General features: G+C 66.6%; 16 protein-coding genes. 3 read left to right on the top strand and 13 right to left on the bottom strand.

Annotated elements, in window-relative coordinates; all coding sequences use genetic code 11:
• Window positions 1-26: 26 nt before the first annotated feature.
• Genes AC1DNG_RS12425 through AC1DNG_RS12415 form a run of 3 tightly spaced genes read right to left on the bottom strand, consistent with a single transcriptional unit; the run spans window position 27 to window position 3,057 of the window.
• Window positions 27-944: an ATP-binding cassette domain-containing protein gene (locus AC1DNG_RS12425; RefSeq protein WP_223914251.1), complete on the bottom strand. Its 918-nt coding sequence runs from the start codon at window positions 942-944 to the stop codon at window positions 27-29.
• A gap of 15 nt (window positions 945-959) precedes the next feature.
• On the bottom strand, window positions 960-2,009 hold the full coding sequence (locus tag AC1DNG_RS12420; RefSeq protein WP_028275613.1) for an ABC transporter permease: 1,050 nt from the start codon (window positions 2,007-2,009) through the stop codon (window positions 960-962).
• Between the two features lie 52 nt (window positions 2,010-2,061).
• Window positions 2,062-3,057, bottom strand: coding sequence for a substrate-binding domain-containing protein (locus AC1DNG_RS12415; protein WP_028275612.1), 996 nt, complete (start codon window positions 3,055-3,057; stop codon window positions 2,062-2,064).
• A 348-nt stretch (window positions 3,058-3,405) separates the two neighbouring features.
• Here AC1DNG_RS12415 and AC1DNG_RS12410 point away from each other — a divergent pair, with 348 nt between their 5' ends.
• Window positions 3,406-4,146 (top strand): GntR family transcriptional regulator, encoded by a 741-nt coding sequence (locus tag AC1DNG_RS12410; RefSeq protein WP_476887455.1) that lies wholly within the window; start codon window positions 3,406-3,408, stop codon window positions 4,144-4,146.
• A gap of 94 nt (window positions 4,147-4,240) precedes the next feature.
• The gene (iolB, locus tag AC1DNG_RS12405) at window positions 4,241-5,137 is read left to right on the top strand and encodes a 5-deoxy-glucuronate isomerase (RefSeq protein WP_476873506.1); all 897 of its coding nucleotides are present in this window, start codon (window positions 4,241-4,243) and stop codon (window positions 5,135-5,137) included.
• A gap of 27 nt (window positions 5,138-5,164) precedes the next feature.
• On the opposite strand, the gene AC1DNG_RS12400 is transcribed toward iolB, so the two are convergent.
• Both AC1DNG_RS12400 and AC1DNG_RS12395 read right to left on the bottom strand, forming a co-directional pair.
• The gene (locus tag AC1DNG_RS12400; RefSeq protein WP_476887454.1) at window positions 5,165-5,992 is read right to left on the bottom strand and encodes an aldo/keto reductase; all 828 of its coding nucleotides are present in this window, start codon (window positions 5,990-5,992) and stop codon (window positions 5,165-5,167) included.
• 46 nt (window positions 5,993-6,038) lie between these two features.
• Entirely contained in the window at window positions 6,039-7,316 is a 1,278-nt protein-coding gene (locus AC1DNG_RS12395; protein WP_476887453.1) for an MFS transporter, read from the bottom strand.
• 164 nt (window positions 7,317-7,480) lie between these two features.
• On the opposite strand from AC1DNG_RS12395, the gene AC1DNG_RS12390 reads away from it, so the two are divergent.
• Window positions 7,481-7,930 (top strand): MarR family winged helix-turn-helix transcriptional regulator, encoded by a 450-nt coding sequence (locus AC1DNG_RS12390; protein WP_223915289.1) that lies wholly within the window; start codon window positions 7,481-7,483, stop codon window positions 7,928-7,930.
• A gap of 102 nt (window positions 7,931-8,032) precedes the next feature.
• Here AC1DNG_RS12390 and AC1DNG_RS12385 read toward each other — a convergent pair whose 3' ends face one another.
• From AC1DNG_RS12385 to iolC, 8 genes are all read right to left on the bottom strand, one after another.
• Window positions 8,033-9,448, bottom strand: coding sequence for a sugar porter family MFS transporter (locus tag AC1DNG_RS12385; RefSeq protein ID WP_476887452.1), 1,416 nt, complete (start codon window positions 9,446-9,448; stop codon window positions 8,033-8,035).
• A complete protein-coding gene (locus AC1DNG_RS12380) occupies window positions 9,445-10,320 on the bottom strand; it encodes a sugar phosphate isomerase/epimerase family protein (RefSeq protein WP_476851295.1) in 876 nt (291 codons plus the stop codon). The genes AC1DNG_RS12385 and AC1DNG_RS12380 overlap by 4 nt, the downstream gene beginning before the upstream one ends.
• 82 nt (window positions 10,321-10,402) lie before the next feature.
• Window positions 10,403-11,416, bottom strand: coding sequence for a Gfo/Idh/MocA family protein (locus AC1DNG_RS12375; RefSeq protein WP_476857103.1), 1,014 nt, complete (start codon window positions 11,414-11,416; stop codon window positions 10,403-10,405).
• Window positions 11,417-11,432: 16 nt separating this feature from the next.
• A complete protein-coding gene (locus tag AC1DNG_RS12370; RefSeq protein ID WP_476860164.1) occupies window positions 11,433-12,344 on the bottom strand; it encodes a sugar phosphate isomerase/epimerase family protein in 912 nt (303 codons plus the stop codon).
• Between the two features lie 91 nt (window positions 12,345-12,435).
• A complete protein-coding gene (locus AC1DNG_RS12365) occupies window positions 12,436-13,944 on the bottom strand; it encodes a CoA-acylating methylmalonate-semialdehyde dehydrogenase (protein WP_476851294.1) in 1,509 nt (502 codons plus the stop codon).
• 48 nt (window positions 13,945-13,992) lie between these two features.
• Window positions 13,993-15,921, bottom strand: a complete 1,929-nt coding sequence (gene iolD, locus AC1DNG_RS12360; protein ID WP_476887451.1) for a 3D-(3,5/4)-trihydroxycyclohexane-1,2-dione acylhydrolase (decyclizing) — start codon at window positions 15,919-15,921, stop codon at window positions 13,993-13,995.
• A gap of 39 nt (window positions 15,922-15,960) precedes the next feature.
• Complete coding sequence (locus tag AC1DNG_RS12355; protein WP_476860162.1) at window positions 15,961-16,911, bottom strand: Cgl0159 family (beta/alpha)8-fold protein; 951 nt, start codon at window positions 16,909-16,911, stop codon at window positions 15,961-15,963.
• A complete protein-coding gene (gene iolC / locus AC1DNG_RS12350) occupies window positions 16,908-17,909 on the bottom strand; it encodes a 5-dehydro-2-deoxygluconokinase (RefSeq protein WP_223914263.1) in 1,002 nt (333 codons plus the stop codon). Before iolC ends, AC1DNG_RS12355 begins: the two co-directional genes overlap by 4 nt.
• Window positions 17,910-17,983 lie beyond the last annotated feature (74 nt).

The following is a 17,983-nucleotide window of genomic DNA, read 5'->3' as shown; positions in this document are numbered from 1 at the left end:
TGTCCTTTCAGGAGTTGGGGCGGCAGTTATCCGTAGGTCTTGCCGGTGGTCTGGGACACGTCAGCGACTTCGCCCTGGACTTCCTTGACGACGTCGCTGTGGCCGCCGAGCTGTTCGAGTTCGTGGGCGAGTTCGGCGAGTTCTGCGCCGCCGGCCATCTGGGCGGTGAGCTCGTCCAGGGTGATGTCCTTCTTGTCGTAGTAGCCGATTGACTTGCCCCGTTTGAGCAGCAGGAACCGGTCCCCGACAGGGAAGGCGTGGTGCGGGTTGTGGGTGATGAAGATGACCCCGAGGCCGCGGTCGCGGGCCTGCAGGATGTAGCGGAGCACCACGCCGGACTGCTTCACGCCCAGCGCTGCGGTGGGCTCGTCCAGGATCAAGACCTTGGCGCCGAAGTACACGGCCCGGGCGATCGCGACGCACTGGCGTTCACCGCCGGAGAGCTGGCCGATGGGCTGCTCGACGTCGCGCAGGTCGATGCCCATCGCGGCGAGTTCCTTGAGCGTGATGTCCTTCATCTTCTCGACGTCCATGCTCTTGAACGGACCAAACCCGCTGGTCAGTTCCGAGCCGAGGAAGAAGTTCCGCCAGATCGGCATCAAAGGCACCACGGCGAGGTCCTGGTAGACCGTGGCGATCCCGACGTCCAGGGCGTCCCGGGGGGAGCTGAACTTCCGCTCCTCGCCCATGACCTTCAGTGTTCCGGCGTCGTGCTGGTGCAGGCCGGCGATGATCTTGATCAGCGTGGACTTGCCCGCACCGTTATCGCCCAGCACGCAGGTGACGCGGCCGTTGTCCACCGCCATGGTCACCTCGGAGAGGGCGATGATGTTCCCGTAGTGCTTCCCGACCCCGTCGAGGGAGAGCAGGTGCACCGGGGTATGGGTGAGGGGATCGTTTTCGTTCTGCAGCAGGGTCTGCTGGTCGATCTCTTTGGCATTCATGGTTCCGGGGCCCTTCTACTTCAGTTCCGCGCGGCGCTTGACGATGAGGTTGACGATGGTGGCCAGCAGCAGCATCAGGCCCAGGAAGAACTTGAACCAGTCCGGGTTCCACTGCGCGTAGACGATGCCCTTGTTGGCCATGCCGAAGATGAAAGCGCCGATCGCGCCGCCGATCGCCGAGCCGTACCCGCCGGTGAGCAGGCAGCCGCCGATCACCGCGGCGATGATGTAAAGGAACTCGTTGCCCACGCCCTCACCGGACTGCACGGTGTCGAAGGCGAAGAGGTTGTGCATGCCCAGGATCCAGGCGCAGAACCCCACGGCCATGAACAAACCGATCTTGGTGGCCTTGACCGGCACGCCCACGGCGCGGGCCGCGTTCGCGTCCCCGCCCACGGCGAAGATCCAGTTCCCCACCCGGGTCCGCATCAGCACCCAGGTCGCGACCGCGACGAGCGCGAACCAGTAGAACACGGTGATCTTGATGTCGACGCCGCCGACGCTCACCGAGGAGGCGAACACCGCCCGGGCCGATGCGAAACCGTCCATGGTCGAGATCGAGGGCGAAGACACCGAGCCGCCGATCAGCCGGGTCAGGCCCAGGTTCAGGCCGGTCAGCATCAGGAACGTCGCCAGGGTGACGATGAAGGACGGCAGCTTGGTCTTGATCAGAATCCAGCCGTTGATGAACCCGACGGACAGGGAGACCACCAGGGCCAGCCCGACGCCGACCCAGACGTTCGTGGTGAAGTACCAGCTGAACAGCGACGCCGTCAGCGCCGAGGTGATCACGGCGACGCCGGTGGAGAGGTCGAACTCCCCGCCGATCATCAGCAAGGACACCCCCACCGCCATGATCCCGATCGTGGAGGACCCGTACAGGATGGTCGCCAGGGCACCGGGCTGGGTAAAGGTCGGGGACACCAACGCGAAGAAGATGAAGAGGACGATCGCGCCCACCAGGGCACCGACCTCGGGACGTCCGAGCAGTTTCTGGAACGGACTGCGCTTGGCGACGCGCTCATCGGGCGCCGGCGACTTTGTCTTGGTCTGGGTGATGGTCATGATAAGTCTCCTAGCCGCCGGGCCGGCCTGGGCCGGCCCGGCCAGCGGGCTGTTAGCGGACGCCCTGCTGGGCGAAGGTCAGGACATCGGCCGCATTGGATTTGTCGATGACCGCCGGGCCTGTCAGCACAGGCTGGCCGCCGCCGATCTTGAAGCCGCCGCGCTTGTTCTGCCAGATGGCGTCAACGGCTCCGTAGCCCTGCAGCCACGGCTGCTGGTCCACGGTGAACAGAACTGCACCATCCACGATCTTCTGGGCGAGCTCCGCGTTGAGGTCGAAACTGGCAACCTTGGCAGAGCTGCCGGCGTCAGTGACCGACTTGAGGAGAGTCAGGGTGATGGGGGCGCCGAGGCCGATGATGACGTCGGCGTCCTTGGAAGCCTGAAGCTTGGCAGTCGCGGTGGACTGAACGGAGGTCATATCCTTGCCGTCGACGTAAAGGATCTCCGTTCCGGGAACCTTCGCCTTGACGCCCGCGCACCGTGCTTCAAGTCCCACGTGGCCCTGTTCCTGAATCACGCAGACCGGGTGCTTGTAGCCGTCCGCGGCCAGCTTGGTGCCCACGGCTTGACCGGCGAGCTGCTCGTTGGAACCGAAGTGGGTGAATGCTCCGAGCTGGGAGGAGACCGATTCACCGGCGTTGAGGCTCACAATCGGGATGCCGGCGTCGGAGGCCTTCTTCAGGACGTCTTTGAGGGCTTCGGGCTTGGCGAGCGTGACCGCGATGCCGTCGACCTTCTGGTCAATGGCCTGCTGAATGAGCTGGGCCTGGCGCCCGGCTTCGGGATCAGACGTATAGAGGAGCTCAACATTGTCCTTCGCCGATGCCTCCTCGGCGCCCTTGCGAACAATATCCCAGAACGTGTCACCGGCTGCGGCGTGCGTGATAAGGGCGACCTTGATGCGGGAGGTGCTGGCTGCCTGGCCTCCGCCAGCCGCATTGCCTGAGTCTGCGGGCTTGCCGCCGGTGCTCGAACACGCGCTCAGGGCCAGCATGGGTACGACGGCCGCCACGAGGGTCGCCTTCCGCCACGAGAACTTGGTCACGATCAATCTCCTTTGATTCCGGGCCACGCCGGCCGCTTCATCGCGTCGGTCCATGAGCCATCTACAACCGATCATGGTGACTCCAATCACAGTTGTCAATAGTTTGTCCTGACATTAGGATGTTTGGACGTAACGAAGTGTGATCGGAATGTCCCATTCACGGGGCTTGACGGGCCAGCGCCGACAGCCCGACCCCCGCAAACAAGGCCCGTCACAGCAGCCCTTGGCACCTCTTGGCAGCCCTGCTACTATCAGAAAAAGGCAGTATGTCCTATCAAGCGAACATACACTGACATACGCGGGCAGGCCGGCACGACGACCGCCGCGGAGCACAAGGGAGCATGCCCAGTGGCGAATCAACTGAATCTGCGGATCGACCGCTCTTCCCCGGTGCCGCTGTACCACCAAGTGGTCCAGGGCATCGAGGCAGCGATCCACACCGGGCTGCTGGAACCCGGCAGCAGGCTGGAAAACGAGATCGACCTGGCCGCCCAGCTGAACCTGTCCCGGCCCACGATGAGAAAAGCCATGGACGAGCTGGTCCGCTCGGGCCTCCTGGTCCGCAAGCGCGGCGTCGGCACCCAGGTGGTGTCCAGCCAGGTCCGCCGCCCACTGGAACTCTCCAGCCTCTACGACGACCTGAGCAACAACGGCAGCAAGCCCACCACCGACGTGCTCAGCTTCTCGCATGAGGAGGCGGACGGCGCGATCCGGACGGCACTGCAGCTTCCGACCGGCGCCAAGGTCTACCACTTCACCAGGCTCCGGAAAGTGGGCGGCAAGCCGCTGGCCCTGATGGAGAACTGGGTGCGGGACGACATCACCGCTATCGACGAGGCAAGCCTGGGCTCGCAGGGCCTCTACGCCATCCTCCGCAACGGCGGCGTGAACTTCCGGCTTGCCTCACAGCGGATCGGCGCCATGATCGCCAACGACTACCAGGCGCCGCTGCTCGAGACCACCCCCGGCTCCGCCCTGGTGACCATGGAGCGGACCGCGGTGGACGACACCGGACGCATGGTGGAAACCGGCCACCACGTCTACCGGGCGGATTCCTACAGCTTCGAAATGACACTGGTCCAGAGGTAAGCGTCCAGAGTTAGGCGCCAGCGACGGGCGCAACCGGCTCCAACCCGCACACACACGCGCCTGCCTCCGGCGCGACAACGAAAGGGCAGCTTCCATGGCCAACTGGGTCTACCCGCTCGGCACCGCAGCCGAAGGCAAGTGGGACATTTCCATCGGGACGTCCGATTCCGGACTGGAGGTGGACGGCTGGGCGCATACCGGGCTGAAGGTTGCCACGCTCGCTGCCGGCGGCGCCGTCAGCCTGGACGCGGCGGCGGAGGAACGCATCGTGATCCCGCTCAACGGCTCTTTCGTAGCGACCGTCGACGGGCAAGACTATCCCCTGTCCGGCCGGGACAGCGTCTTCAGCGGCCCCAGCGATGTGCTCTACACCGGAGCCGGCAAGGCAGTAACCATCACATCGGCCGACGGCGGACGGGTGGCCGTGGCCACCGCGCCGGCCAAAGCCTCCTACCCGACCCGCCTCATCACGGCCGCCGAGACGCCGGTGGAACTGCGCGGGGCGGGCAACTGCTCCCGCCAGGTCCACAACTTCGGCACCCCCGCCGCGCTGGAGGCGGACCGCTTCATTGTCTGCGAGGTCCTCACCCCCGCCGGAAACTGGTCCTCCTATCCCCCGCACAAGCACGACGAGGAAAAAGACGGCGAGACCAGCCTCGAGGAGATCTACTACTTCGAAACCCGCGTCACGCCAGGGGCGCCGCAGCGGCCCGGCGCCGACGACGCCATCGGCTACCAGCGCGTCTACGCCTCCGACGAGCGGCCCATCGACGTTGCGGCCGAGGTCCGGACCGGCGACGTCGTTCTGGTGCCCTACGGCTGGCACGGACCCGCCATGGCCGCCCCCGGCTACGACATGTATTACCTCAACGTCATGGCCGGCCCTGGCCCGGTCCGCGACTGGCTCATCAGCGATGACCCGCACCACGGCTGGATCCGCCAGACCTGGGAGGGCCAGGACCTGGACCCGCGGCTGCCATTCGGCCGCTAGGCCGTTCGGCTGCTCAGGCGCTGACAGCTAGCCATTGAACGTGGCCGGGTGCGGTCCGGTGCGCCCGTTCCGCTCAAGGGCATTCACGGCCGCCAGTTCGCCCGCGGAAAGCTCAAAGCCGAACACCTCCAAATTTTCCCGGATCCGGGCCGGCGTCACTGACTTCGGGATGACGATCCTCCCCTGCTGCAGGTGCCAGCGCAGAATGACCTGCGCCGGGGTTCTGCCGTGCCGCGCGGCGATCTCCGTGATGGCCGGATCCGCCAGCAGTGCCCCCTGGGCCAACGGACTCCAGGCCTCCGTCGCAATGCCCTGCGCGGCGTTGAACACCGTCACGGCGTGCTGCTGAAGGGCCGGGTGCAGCTCCACCTGGTTGACGGCCGGCACCGTTCCGCCCAGGTCGATGAGCCGCCGCAGGTGTCCCGGCTCGAAATTGGAGACGCCGATGGCCCTGACCCGGCCGTCGGCAAGGAGTTTCTCAAGGGCCAACCAGGAGTCGGCGTACCGGTCCGATGCCGGCGCCGGCCAGTGGATCAGGTAAAGATCCAGGTAGTCGAGACCCAGCTTGTCCAGGCTCGCGTCGAAGGCAGCAAGGGCCGGTTCGTAGCCGAGGTCGTCGATCCACAGCTTGGAGGTGATGAACAGCTCCTCCCGCGCGATCCCGGATTCCGCGAGCGCGCGGCCGGTTCCGGTCTCGTTTCCGTAGATGGCGGCCGTGTCGATGCTCCGGTAACCGGCCGCGAGCGCCGCTGCTACCGCCTCGGTGGTCTCGGCGTCGGGAATCTGGAAGACGCCGAAGCCCAGCTGCGGCATCCGCACCCCGTTGTTGAGGACGATATGGGGCCTTGAGTTCATGGTGTCTCCTGTTGTTGTGGTCGGGCGGTCTGTTGTGTTCGAGCGGTCAGCGGGCAACGGCTGCAGCCTCGGTGACCGGAAGGTCTGTGCTGGTTTCCGCCGCTGCAACGGCGGGCACGGTTGATCCGCCGGTTCCCGGCAGGTCGGCGTCGTGCTTCTTTGCGTGAGCCGCGGCGAACGCCATCACTGCCAGGCCCAACAAGGTGATCCCGGCGCCGGCCCAGATGGGCGAGGTGTAGCCGAGGCCGGCGGTGATGGTGACGCCGCCCAGCCAGGCGCCCAGGGCATTGCCGACGTTGAATGCGCCGATGTTGGCGCCGGAGGCCAGGGTGGGAGCGCTGCTGGCGTATATCATGACGCGCATCTGCAGCCCAGGAACCGTGGCGAAGCCGAAGCCGCCCAGCAACACCATGGAGGCGATGGTCAACGGCTGGTTGCCGGCGGTCAGGGCGAAAACCACGAGCACCACCACCAGAATGGCGAGCACTACCAGCAGGGTGCGGTCCACATTCTTGTCGGCCGCCTTGCCGCCCACGGTGTTGCCGATGAAGAGCCCGACGCCAAAGAGGATCAGCAGCCACGGGACCGTGGTGGCGGAGAAGCCGGTGACCTCGGTGAGGGTGAAGGCGATGTAGGTGAAGGCGCCGAACATGCCGCCGTACCCAAGGATGGTGACGAGGATGGAGAGCCAGACCTGTCCGGACCGGAAGGCACGGAGCTCGCCGCGCAGGCTGCCAGCGGCAGAATCAGAGGCAGAACCAGGGGCTGAATCTCCCGAACCTGTTCTGGGCACCAGGGCGAGGATGCCGGCCAGGGCGAGGACACCGATCACGGTGATCGCCCAGAACGTGGAGCGCCAGCCCGCGGCCTGGCCCAGCATGGTGCCGAACGGGACACCGAGCACATTCGCAGCCGTCAGGCCGGTGAACATGATCGCGATCGCACCCGCCTTCTTAGTGGGCGCCACCATGCTCGCGGCCACGACGGCGCCGATGCCGAAGAACGCGCCATGTGCGAGGGCGGCAATGATGCGGCCGATCATCATGACCGAGTAATCCGGCGCGAGCGCCGAGACGAGGTTGCCGGCGATAAACAGCACCATCAGCACGGCCAGCACGGGCTTGCGTTCGAAGCGCGTCACGGCCGCGGTGAGGCCAAGCGCCCCGACCACGACGGCGAGCGCGTAGCCGGAGATGAGCCAGCCCGCGGTCGCCTCGGTGACGTGGAAGTCTGCGGCCACTTGCGGCAGCAGGCCCATGATGACGAACTCGGTGAGTCCGATGCCGAACCCGCCGAGGGCGAGGGCTATCAGGCCAACAGGCATGGAGGTGCTCCTTACAAAGCTGTACGGGATGGGGTATGGCGCGTAAGCTAGTAGTTGCAGACGCGTTATTTATTCTTGCACAAGCAGATACAGCGCGCAAGCAACTATTATTTGATGTGCCCGTCACCACCCCGCCGGGCACGCGAGTTGAAGGGAAACACGTGATGGGCATCAAGGACGACGCCGTCGAGGTCCGGGCGCAAGGCTGGCGGACCCTGGCGGCCCTGCACGGGCTGATCGAGGCCGAGCTGGAGCGGTCCTTGCAGGCCGAGGCGCAGCTCTCGGTCGTGGAGTACACCGTGCTGGACGCGCTGAGCCGGCAGGACGGCTGGCACATGCGGATGCAGCAGCTGGCCCGTGCCACGGCGTTGAGCGCGAGTGCCACCACGCGCCTGGTCAACCGGCTCGAGGACCGCGGGCTGCTGACCCGGATCCTGTGTGCGGATGACCGCCGCGGAATTTACACCGAGCTCACCCCCAGCGGCATCGCCCTGCTCGAGCAGAGCCGGCCGGTCCACGACGCCACGCTGGAGCGGGCGCTGGCCGAGGCCCAGGAGGTCCCCGAACTGGCGCCGCTGGTCGACGCCCTCCCCCGGCTGCACGCCGCGGCCTAGCGCGGCAACCGCCTCGCGCGAGTACGCAGAAAGTACGCAGAAAGCCCCGCCGGGGACGAATCCCGGGCGGGGCTTGTGCGTGCAGGGCTTTCTTGACTGCGGCTAGACGGTGACCGGTTCCCTGGCGGCCGCCTGTTTGAAGAAGTGTTCCAGGTCCTCCAGGCTCTTGTCCTTGGTCTCCGGAATGTACTTCGCGGCAAAGGCGATGGCCCCGACGCCGAGCACAGCGAAGACGAAGAAGGTGCTGGACAGTCCGATCGCGGCGAGGAGCTGCGGGAAGCCGAAGCCAACCAGGAAGTTCACGATCCACAGCACGAAGGCCGAGGCGCCCATGCCCAGGCCGCGGATCTTCAGCGGGAAGATCTCTGAGAGCATCAGCCAGGTGACCGGTGAGATTGCACCTTGCTGGAAGGCCAGGAATGTCACGGTCAGGGCCAGGATGACGAAGCCCCGGGGTGGGCCCTCGGGGAGGATGAGAGAGAAGACGCCGATCAGGAACAGCGCCGTCGTGGTGCCGAGCTGGCCAGTGATGAGCATCCTCCGCCGTCCCACTTTGCCCAGCAGCCAGATGCCCAGAAACGTGGCGAGAACGGAGATGACCCCGTTGGCGATGTTGGCCGTGAGGGCCGCTTCGCGGCCGAATCCGGACTCGGCGAGGATCTGCGTGCCGTAGTACATGATCGAGTTGACGCCCGTGATCTGCTGGATGACCGCGAGCCCGATCCCCACCACGAAGATGTGCCGGAGCCACGGAACACTGAGGTCCTTCCAGGAGCCCATCTTGGCCTTGTAGTCCTCCACGGCCATGGCCTTGACTTCTTCAAATTCAGCCCTGGCCTCGGACTGGGAGCGGATCCGCTGCAGCACACTGAGGGTTTCGCCGAAGCTGCCCATCGATGCCAGCCAGCGCGGGCTTTCGGGCATGAAGTTCATGCCGACCCAGAGCGCGATCGCCGGCAGGGTTGCGATGACCAGCATCCAGCGCCAGATCCCGCCGGCCTCGCCGAAGCTGTTGCCGAGGTAGGCGTTGAACATGAAGGCCAGCAGCTGGCCCGTGACGATCATCAGCTCGTTTTGGGTGACAATTCGTCCGCGCCGGGCACTCGGTGAGACCTCGGCCAGGTACACCGGCACCGTCACCGAAGCCCCGCCCACGGCCAGGCCGAGGATCAGGCGTGCCAGGATCATCACCTCCGTGTTCGGCGCGAAGGTACACGCAAGGGTGCCGGCGAGGAACACCACGGCCAGCACCATGATCATTTTGCGCCGGCCGTGGCGGTCCGCCAGGCGCCCGCCGAAGAGGGCGCCAAAGGCCGCCCCGAACAGCAGCGAGGAGGTCACGAGCCCTTCGGTCAGTGGCGTGAGGCCCAGGTCCACCTGCATGTACGGCAAAGCGCCGTTGATCACGCCGGTGTCGTAGCCGAAGAGCAGTCCGCCGAAAGTGGAGACGATCGTCGCGGTCCGGAGGGCCCGTTTGTGGTTGACGGGCCGTGTCACCTCGGCGACGGGCGCCGTCATAGGCTCGCCTTCGCGACGCGCTGTTTCATGGTCTCCAGCTGGTACCGGGAGACGTCCGCGGCGTTGTCGTCCTCGGCGAAGACGCTGGAGACCATCACCGTATCTTCACGGTCCAGGAAGCCGATCTCCTGCAGGCCGCCGAAGAACTCGTCCCAGTTGACGTCGCCGTCGCCGATTTTCAGGTGCTGGTGCACGCGGACGGGGTTGCCGGGCGGGTTGGTGATGTAGCGCAGGCCGTGTGAGGCGTGGTGGTCCATCGTGTCGGCCACGTGGACCAGGCGCAGCTTGTCGCCCGCGGCCCGCATGATCTCCAGCGGTGCGTTCTTCATGTGGAAGCTGTGCGAGGCCACGTAGACCAGGCCAACATTCTTCGAGTTCAGCCCGCGGATCACGCGGATCGCGGCCAGGCCCTCCTCGACGAAGTCGTCCGGGTGCGGATCGATCAGCAGGTCGATCCCCTCCCGCTCGATGATGGGGAGCAGCTCCTCCATGGAGCGGTAGAAGGCCCGCTCGGATTCTTCGGCCTTCTCCGGCCGGCCGCTGAATTCGGTGTTCATGGTGCCAACGCCCAGGTCCACGGTGATCTGGATGGCGCGTTTCCAGTAGCGGACGGCCGCCTCGCGTGCGTCCTCGTCCGGGCCGGACCAGCGCAGCACGGGCAGCACCGACGCGATTTCGATTCCCGCGTCCTTGCAGGCCGCCTTCAGCTTGCCCACGAGCTCGTCGTCGGCCTTCGGGTGGTTGAAGAAGGGGATGAAATCGGCGTGCGGGGTCATCTGCATGTACTTGTAGCCGAGGTCGGCCACCACGCGCGGGAACTCGAGGAGTCCGTGGCTGTGGTGGAACGGCGTGGGATCTAGGGCGATTTTCACGGTGAACACTCCATTGTGGATCTGGCGGGCGTGCGGCCGGCCGGCACGTTCTTTGCAGTAGAAGGCGCCGGCCGGCGGGGTTTTAGCGGTACAGGGCGGGCTTGGCGTTGAGCTTCACGGCGACCTTTTCGCCGTTCTTCTGCGCCTCGACGCCGGCCTCGCAGCAGGCGGCCGTGGCGTAGCCGTCCCAGGCGGTGGGGCCGCCGATCTCATCGCGCAGGGCGGCGTCCACCCAGGACTGGATTTCGACGTCGTACGCCGCCCCGAAGCGTTCCTCGAAGCCGGGGGTGACGTGGCCGCCCCAGCGGCCGTTGCTGCGGGTGTACGGGCCTTTGTCGCCGCCGATGCTGACGATGCCGTCTTCGAAGGAGGCCTGGGTGGCCACCTCGTAGCCGAACTTCGCGTTGACGTAGATCTCGACGTCGGCCAGGACACCGGACTCGGTCTCGATCAGGACGTGCTGCGGGTCGTGCTGACCGGCCGGGGCGTTCCGTGTGGCCTTGCCGAGGCGGACCTGGACCGAGGTGATTTCCTCGCCGGTGAAGTAGCGGATGGCGTCGAATTCGTGGACCACGGAGTCGTTGATCAGCATCTCGTTGGTGAAGCCCGCCGGGGTGGTGGGGTTCCGGTGCTGGTGGTGCAGCATGAGCAGCTCACCGAGTTCGGAGTCGCGGATGATTTTGCCGAGGGCGGCGTATTCGGCGTCGAAGCGGCGCATGAAGCCGACCTGGATGCGCTTGTGGCCCAGCTCCCGCTCGGCTTCGACAATCTTCCAGGAGGATTCGGCATCCGGGGTGAGCGGCTTCTCGCAGAGGATCGGGATGTCCTTGGCGATCGCCTTGAGCAGGATGTCCTCGTGCAGGAAGCCGGGGGTGGCGATCAGGACGGCGTTGACGTCGCCGTTGTTGAGGGCCTCCTCGGCGTCGGCGAGGGCGACGGCGCCGGGGATGCCTTCGATGGCGGCCTGGGCACGGGCGAGGTCGACGTCGACGACGGCGGCAACTTCGGCGCCGTGGATGCGGGTGTTGAGCCGCTGGATGTGGTCTGCGCCCATACGGCCGGCGCCGATGACAGCTACGCGGAGGGTCTTGGTCATGATCTTGTCCTCAGTTCTAGTTGACGGCGGTGCGGGAGCCGCAGGAGAGCAGGTAGTTCCGGGTGCGCTTGGCGATCGGCATCGGGACGTCGAAGGCCACGGGATACATGTCCTGTTCCACAATGCCAAAGATCGGCCGGTTGAGCGCCTCCACGGCTTCGATGACGGCGCGCAGGTCCGGCAGCCCGTTCGGCGGCTCGGTCATCACGCCGGCCAGGTTGGCGGCGGCCCACGTCATGTTTTCCTCGTTGACCTTTTTGAGGATGTCCGGGTTGATCTGCTTGAGGTGCAGGTAGCCGATCCGGTCCGGATAGTTCTTGATCAGGTCGAGGCTGGAGGCCCCGCAGTATTCGGCGTGGCCGGTATCCAGGCAGAGGTTGAGGTACTTCGGGTCCGTGGCCGCGAGCAGGGTTTCGATGTCCTCCTGCGCGCCGACGTGGGAGTCGGCGTGCGAGTGGAACTGCTGCTTCAGGCCGAAATCCTCCAAGAGGGTCTTGCCCATGCGGTTGTGGCCGGAGAACAGGTCGCTCCACGCCTTCTCGGTGAGCGTGCCGCTCTCGACGGGCTCGCCGGTGACGTCGTCGCGCCACATCGCGGGAATGACCACGATGTGTTCGCCTCCCATGGCTGCCGTGAGTTCGGCGACCTTGCGGGCCGGCTCCCAGGCTTCGTCGTACTGATGGGCCCCGCGGTGGAATGCGGTGAACACGGTGCCGGCTGAGATCTTGAGGTCGCGCTGCTTGAGCTCTTCGGCGAGACGGGCCGGATCGGTGGGGAGGTAGCCATAGGGGCCAAGTTCGATCCACTTGTAGCCGGATTCGGCGACCTCGTCGAGGAAGCGTTCCCACGGGGTCTGCTGGGGGTCATCCGGGAACCAGACGCCCCAGGAGTCCGGCGCGGTGCCGATGATCAGCTTGTTCTCTGTCATTTCCATTCCTTCTCATCGAGTGCTCCGCAGGTGCCGTTTTGGACGCTCAAAACGGGGGTTGCGGAGCAGTCGATCGTGGTTAGTCGAGGCGTCAGTTGGACGGGAAGTTGTAGGAGGCGCCGGAGGCGTGCGTCGGTTCGGGCCAGCGCGAGGTGACCACCTTGCCGCGGGTGTAGAAGGAGACGCCTTCGGGGCCGTAGATGTGCTTGTCGCCGAACAGCGAGGCCTTCCAGCCGCCGAAGGAGTGGTACGCCACCGGCACGGGCAGCGGCACGTTGATGCCGATCATGCCCACGGTGACGGAGCGCTGGAACTTCCGGGCCGCGGCGCCGGAAGAGGTGAAGATCGCGGTGCCGTTGCCGTAGGGGTTGGAGTTGATCAGGGCGATGCCGGCGTCGAGGTCCTCCACCCGGACCACGACCAGGACGGGGCCGAAGATTTCCTCGGTGTAGGCGGTCATCCCGGCCGTGACGTGGTCCAGGACGGTCGGGCCGACCCAGAACCCGTCTTCGTGGCCGGGGACCACGAGGTCGCGGCCGTCCACCACCATCGCGGCGCCGGCGGTTTCGGCTTCGGTGACGATCTTCACGATGCGTTCCTTGGACGCCGGCGTGATGACCGGGCCCATTTCGGCGTCGGGCACGGTGCCGTTGTTGACCTTGACGGCCAGGGCGCGCTCCTCGACCTTCTTGACCAGCAGGTCGGCGGCTTCGCCGACGGCGACGGCGACCGAGATGGCCATGCAACGTTCCCCGGCGGAGCCGAAGGCGGCGGCGGCCAGGTGGTCGGCAGCGTTGTCGAGGTCGGCGTCGGGCAGGATGATCGCGTGGTTCTTCGCCCCGCCCAGGGCCTGGACGCGCTTGCCGTGGGCGGTGGCGGTCTCGTGGACGTACTTCGCGATCGGGGTGGAACCGACGAAGGAGATGCCGTCCACGTCCGGGTGGGTCAGGAGGCCGTCGACCGTTTCCTTGTCGCCGTGCAGGACCTGGAAGACGCCGTCGGGCAGCCCGGCCTGCTTCCACAGCTTGGCGAGCAGCATCGAGGCGGAGGGGTCGCGCTCGGAGGGCTTGAGGATGAAGGCGTTGCCGGTGGCGATCGCCATCGGGGCCATCCACAGCGGGACCATGACCGGGAAGTTGAACGGGGTGATGCCGGCGACGACGCCGAGCGGTTCGCGGAAGGAGAAGACGTCGATGCCGGTGGAGACCTGGTCCGAGTAGTCGCCCTTGAGCAGCTGCGGGATGCCGCAGGCGAACTCGATGACCTCGAGTCCGCGGCCGATCTCGCCCTTGGCGTCGGAGAGGACCTTGCCGTGTTCGGCGGTGATCAGTTCGGCGAGCTCGTCCACGTGGGAGGCGACGAGTTCGCGGAACTTGAACAGCACCGCGGTGCGCTTGGCCAGGGAGATGTCGCCCCAGGAATCGGCGGCAGCGCGGGCGGCGGCGACGGTGGTGTCCAGGTCTTCCCGGTTGGCCAGCCGCAGCTCCGCGGAGACGGCGCCGGTGGCCGGGTTGTAGACGGGCTGGGTGCGGGTGCCCTCACCGGCGGTTTCGGCGCCGTTGATGAAGTGGCTGATGGTGGTGACGGTCGTCGTTGACATAGTGGTGGACTTCCTTGGTCTGTGGCTGTTCGTGGTGATGAGGGGGGGTCAGCCGAGCAGCTTGCGCTGGCGGGCCTTATGGTCGGTGTAGGTCTGGAAGGCCTGCTTCGTGGAGTCGAGCTCGGAGACCTGGGAGACCGGAACGTCCCACCATGACTCGGAGCTGGGGGCATCCAGCAGCGGGTCGGATTCAACGTGGATGACGATCGGGCCGCCGCGTTCGGGGGCTGCTTTGGCGTCCCGGATGGCCTGCTCGAGCTCGGCGATGACCTTCTCCCCCGGTTCGATCCGGATCACCTTCACGCCGAGGCTTTCGGCGTTCAGGGCCAGGTCGACCGGGAGCCGGTCGCCGTCGTCGAAGCTGTGGTGTTCCTCATCCAGCGCCCGGTACTGGGTGCCGAAGCGCTGGGAACCGAGGGACTCGGAAAGCGAACCGATCGAGGCGTAGCCGTGGTTCTGGATCAGGACCACGATCAGCTTGATCCGCTCGGCGACGGCGGTGACGAGTTCGGTGTGCATCATCAGATAGGAGCCGTCCCCCACCATGACGACGACGTCGCGCTGCGTGCCGCCCTTGGCGGCTTCGGCCAGGGCGGCGCGCTTGACCCCGAGGCCGCCCGGGATCTCGTAGCCCATGCAGGAGTAGGCGTATTCGACGTGGTAGCCGAACGGGTCCCGGACGCGCCACATCTTGTGCAGGTCACCGGGGAGTGAGCCGGCGGCGCAGATGACGACGTCCTGGGCGTCCATGGCGCGGTTCGTGGCGCCGATGATCTCGTTCTGCGCCGGCAGCGGCGTGAACCGCGTGTTGAATGCCTCGTCCACGGTGGCGTCCCAGCGCTTCTTCTCGGCCGCGATCCGCTGCTCGAGGTCCGCGCCGATGCGGTAGCCGCCGAGGGCCTGGTTCAGCTTGACCATGGTCTTGCGGGCGTCGGCCACGATCGGCAGTGAGGTGCCGTGCTTGTAGGCGTCGAGGGCGGCGACGTTGATGTTGAGGAATTTCACGTCCGGGTTCTGGAACGCGGTCCGGGAGGCAGTGGTGAAGTCCTCGTAGCGGGTACCGATCCCAATGATGAGGTCGGCCTCGGCGGCGATGGCGTTGGCCGCCGTCGTGCCGGTGGAGCCGATGGCCCCGAGGGAGAACTTGTGGTCCCAGGGCAGCACGCCGACGCCGGCCTGGGTGTTGCCGACCGGTATGCCGGTCAGCTCGGCGAACTTCGCGAGTTCCTCGTTGGCGTAGGCGTAGAGCACGCCGCCGCCGGCGATGATCAGGGGGCGCTTGGCGGCGCGGATCGCCTCGGCGGCGCGGCGGATGTCCTCGTCGTCGGCGTCCGGGCGGCGGATCCGCCATTCGCGTTCGGCCAGGAATTCCTCGGGCACGTCGAAGGCCTCGGCCTGGACGTCCTGGGGCAGCGAGATGGTGACGGCGCCGGTCTCGGCCGGGTCGGTGAGGACACGGAGTCCGTGGTGGAACGCGGAAAACAGCTGCTCTGGCCGGGAGACGCGGTCAAAAAACTTCGACAGCGGCCGGAATGCGTCATTGACGGTGATGTCGTAGGCGTAGGGCTGTTCGAGCTGTTGCAGCACGGGGTCGGCGGCGCGGGTCGCGAACGTGTCACTCGGCAGCAGCAGGACCGGCAGCCGGTTGGTGGTGGCCAGCGCCGCGCCGGTGAGCAGGTTCGAGGACCCCGGACCGATCGAGGTGCTGATCGCGAAGGTCTGGCGGCGGCGGGTGTGGCGGGCGAAGCCGACCGCCTGGTGGGACTGGGCCTGTTCGTTGCGGCCCTGGTAGTACGGCATGATCGTCGGATCGAGCTGCTGGAACTGCTTGAGGGCCTGGCCGACGCCGGCGACATTGCCGTGGCCGAAGATGCCGAACGTGCCCGGAATCAGGCGTTCCCGGAAGTCCTGGCCGCCGACCGAATCGACGGTGTACTGCTTGGACAGGTATTCAACGACGGCCTGCGCGACCGTCATTCTGCGTGTTCCTGATGCCGTGCTCATTCCCATGGGAAGCTACTCCGATACTTCTTTGGTGCGGGTGGATTCGGTGTGGTGCAGCAGCGAGGCCGCGGTTGCCACGGCGCCGGCGACGTCGCCGTCCTGCGGGTAGAGCAGGGTCCGGCCGACGGTGAGGCCCTGAACGCCGGGCAATGCGAGGGCAGTCTGCCAGCTGGCGAACACCTCGTCCTGACCAGCGTCCGGGTCTCCGCCAAGGAGCACGGTGGGCATCGTGGTGGAGGCCATGACGCGTTCCATCTCGGCCACCACGGGGAGCTTCATCCAGGTGTAGGCGCTGCTCGCGCCAAGGCCTTCGGCGATGGCGACTGACTTGATGACGGCATTGGTGGAGAGGTCGTTGCGGACCTTCCCCTTTTCGCGGACGGAGAGGAACGGTTCCACCATGGCGATCAGCCTGCGTTCGGAGAGGGAGTCGATGGCCCTCGCGGTCGCTTCGAGGGTGGCGACAGTGTCCGGGTCGCCGAGGCAGATGCGGGTCAGCATCTTGCCGCCGTCGGCGCCCAGGGCCTCGAGCGCGGCCGCGGTGTGGCCGGTAAAGCGGTCATCGAATTCGTTCACCAGGCCGGACAGTCCGCCACGGTTCATCGAGCCGAAGAGCAGCTTGCCCTCGAGCGCGCCGAGCAGGAGCAGATCGTCCATGATGTCCGGCGAAGCGAGGACACCGTCCACGTCCGGGTTGGCCAGGGCGATCTGCAGGCGGTCCAAGAGCTGGCGGCGGTCGGCCATGGCCACCGGATCGTTTCCGACGGCGAGCGCGCCGCGGGCCGGGTGGTCGGCGGCGACAATGAAGTTCTGCCGGTGGGCCCTGACACCGGGGTGGCGGCGCCGTGCCTTGGCGGCGCGGGCAATCGCTTCCGGGTCTTCGAGCCGGATAATGCTCAGGTGCTCGTAGCGGCGGGGATCATCGTTCACCCCACGGGTGGCGACGGCTGGGTTTGCACTCAAAGTGCTGCTCCTTCGGTGGCGTAGGTACCCGGCAGCAGCCGGCCGCGTTCGGCGAGCAGGCCGGTGACTTCGTCCGGCGTCGGCATCGCGTCGGCGCAGGACAGGCGGGAGGCGACGAGGGCGCCGGCGGCGTTGGCGAAATCGAGGACCTGGGCCAGGGGCCAGCCGGAGAGCAGGCCGTGGCAGAAGGCCCCGCCGAAGGAGTCGCCGGCACCGAGGCCGTTGACGGTTTCCACGGGCACCGGGGCGGAGACCACACGCTCGGTGCGGGTCTTGGCCATGACCCCTTCAGGGCCCAGCTTCACGACGGCGATTTCGACGCCGGCCGCGAGCAGCCGGTCCGCCTGTTCGTCCGGGGTGCCCTCCCCGACGGCGACGGCGCATTCCTTGTCGTTGCCGATCGCGACGGTGACGTGCGGCAGGATCCTGGCGACCTGTTCCCGGGCTTCCTCCTCGGAGGCCCAGAACATCGGCCGGTAGTCGAGGTCCAGGATGGTGAACTGGCCTTCCTTGAGCCCGGTGCGGGGCCGTGCCTCGTGGGCCGTGAGCTGGGCGGTGCGGCTGGGCTCCTGGCAGAGTCCGGTGACGGTGGACCAGAAGATCCCGGCGTCCCTGATGGCGTCCAGGTCCAGTTCCTCGGCCTTGATCTGCAGGTCTGGTGCCGTGGGGAAGCGTCCATAGAAGTAGAGCGGGAAGTCCTCCGGCGGCTTGATGGCGCAGAACGTGACGGCGGTGGGCCATTCCTTGACCGCCGTGACGAAGGAGTCGTCCACGTTGAATTTGCGCAGTTCGCGGTGCAGGTACTTGCCGAAGGCGTCGTCGCCGGTGCGGGTGATGACGGCGGTGCGGCGGCCATGGCGGGCAGCGGCGACCGCTACGTTGGATGGGGATCCGCCAAGGTACTTTCCGAAGGACGTGACATCCTCCAGATCCACCCCGATGTCGTTCGGGTAGATATCAACACTGATGCGCCCGATCGTGAGCAGTTCGTGGGTCACGGTGATCGTGGACCTTTCTGGTGTGGACTCGATACCTTTGCGCAGCCTGAGCTTCGGCGTTTCTGCGGTGCTTA

It is taken from the genome of Arthrobacter sp. 01T425 (assembly GCF_056398725.1).
The sequence above is the reverse complement of the archived record's forward strand: the minus strand, read 5'-3'. Positions and strand labels throughout refer to the sequence as shown.

What these genes read in the sequence shown, in the direction of transcription:
- AC1DNG_RS12425 (WP_223914251.1), bottom strand. Translation starts at nt 944, where the DNA reads ATGAATGCCAAAGAGATCGACCAGCAGACCCTGCTGCAGAACGAAAAC.
- AC1DNG_RS12420 (WP_028275613.1), bottom strand. Translation starts at nt 2,009, where the DNA reads ATGACCATCACCCAGACCAAGACAAAGTCGCCGGCGCCCGATGAGCGC.
- iolB (WP_476873506.1), top strand. Translation starts at nt 4,241, where the DNA reads ATGGCCAACTGGGTCTACCCGCTCGGCACCGCAGCCGAAGGCAAGTGG.
- AC1DNG_RS12400 (WP_476887454.1), bottom strand. Translation starts at nt 5,992, where the DNA reads ATGAACTCAAGGCCCCATATCGTCCTCAACAACGGGGTGCGGATGCCG.
- AC1DNG_RS12395 (WP_476887453.1), bottom strand. Translation starts at nt 7,316, where the DNA reads ATGCCTGTTGGCCTGATAGCCCTCGCCCTCGGCGGGTTCGGCATCGGA.
- AC1DNG_RS12390 (WP_223915289.1), top strand. Translation starts at nt 7,481, where the DNA reads ATGGGCATCAAGGACGACGCCGTCGAGGTCCGGGCGCAAGGCTGGCGG.
- AC1DNG_RS12385 (WP_476887452.1), bottom strand. Translation starts at nt 9,448, where the DNA reads ATGACGGCGCCCGTCGCCGAGGTGACACGGCCCGTCAACCACAAACGG.
- AC1DNG_RS12375 (WP_476857103.1), bottom strand. Translation starts at nt 11,416, where the DNA reads ATGACCAAGACCCTCCGCGTAGCTGTCATCGGCGCCGGCCGTATGGGC.
- AC1DNG_RS12370 (WP_476860164.1), bottom strand. Translation starts at nt 12,344, where the DNA reads ATGACAGAGAACAAGCTGATCATCGGCACCGCGCCGGACTCCTGGGGC.
- AC1DNG_RS12365 (WP_476851294.1), bottom strand. Translation starts at nt 13,944, where the DNA reads ATGTCAACGACGACCGTCACCACCATCAGCCACTTCATCAACGGCGCC.
- iolD (WP_476887451.1), bottom strand. Translation starts at nt 15,921, where the DNA reads ATGACGGTCGCGCAGGCCGTCGTTGAATACCTGTCCAAGCAGTACACC.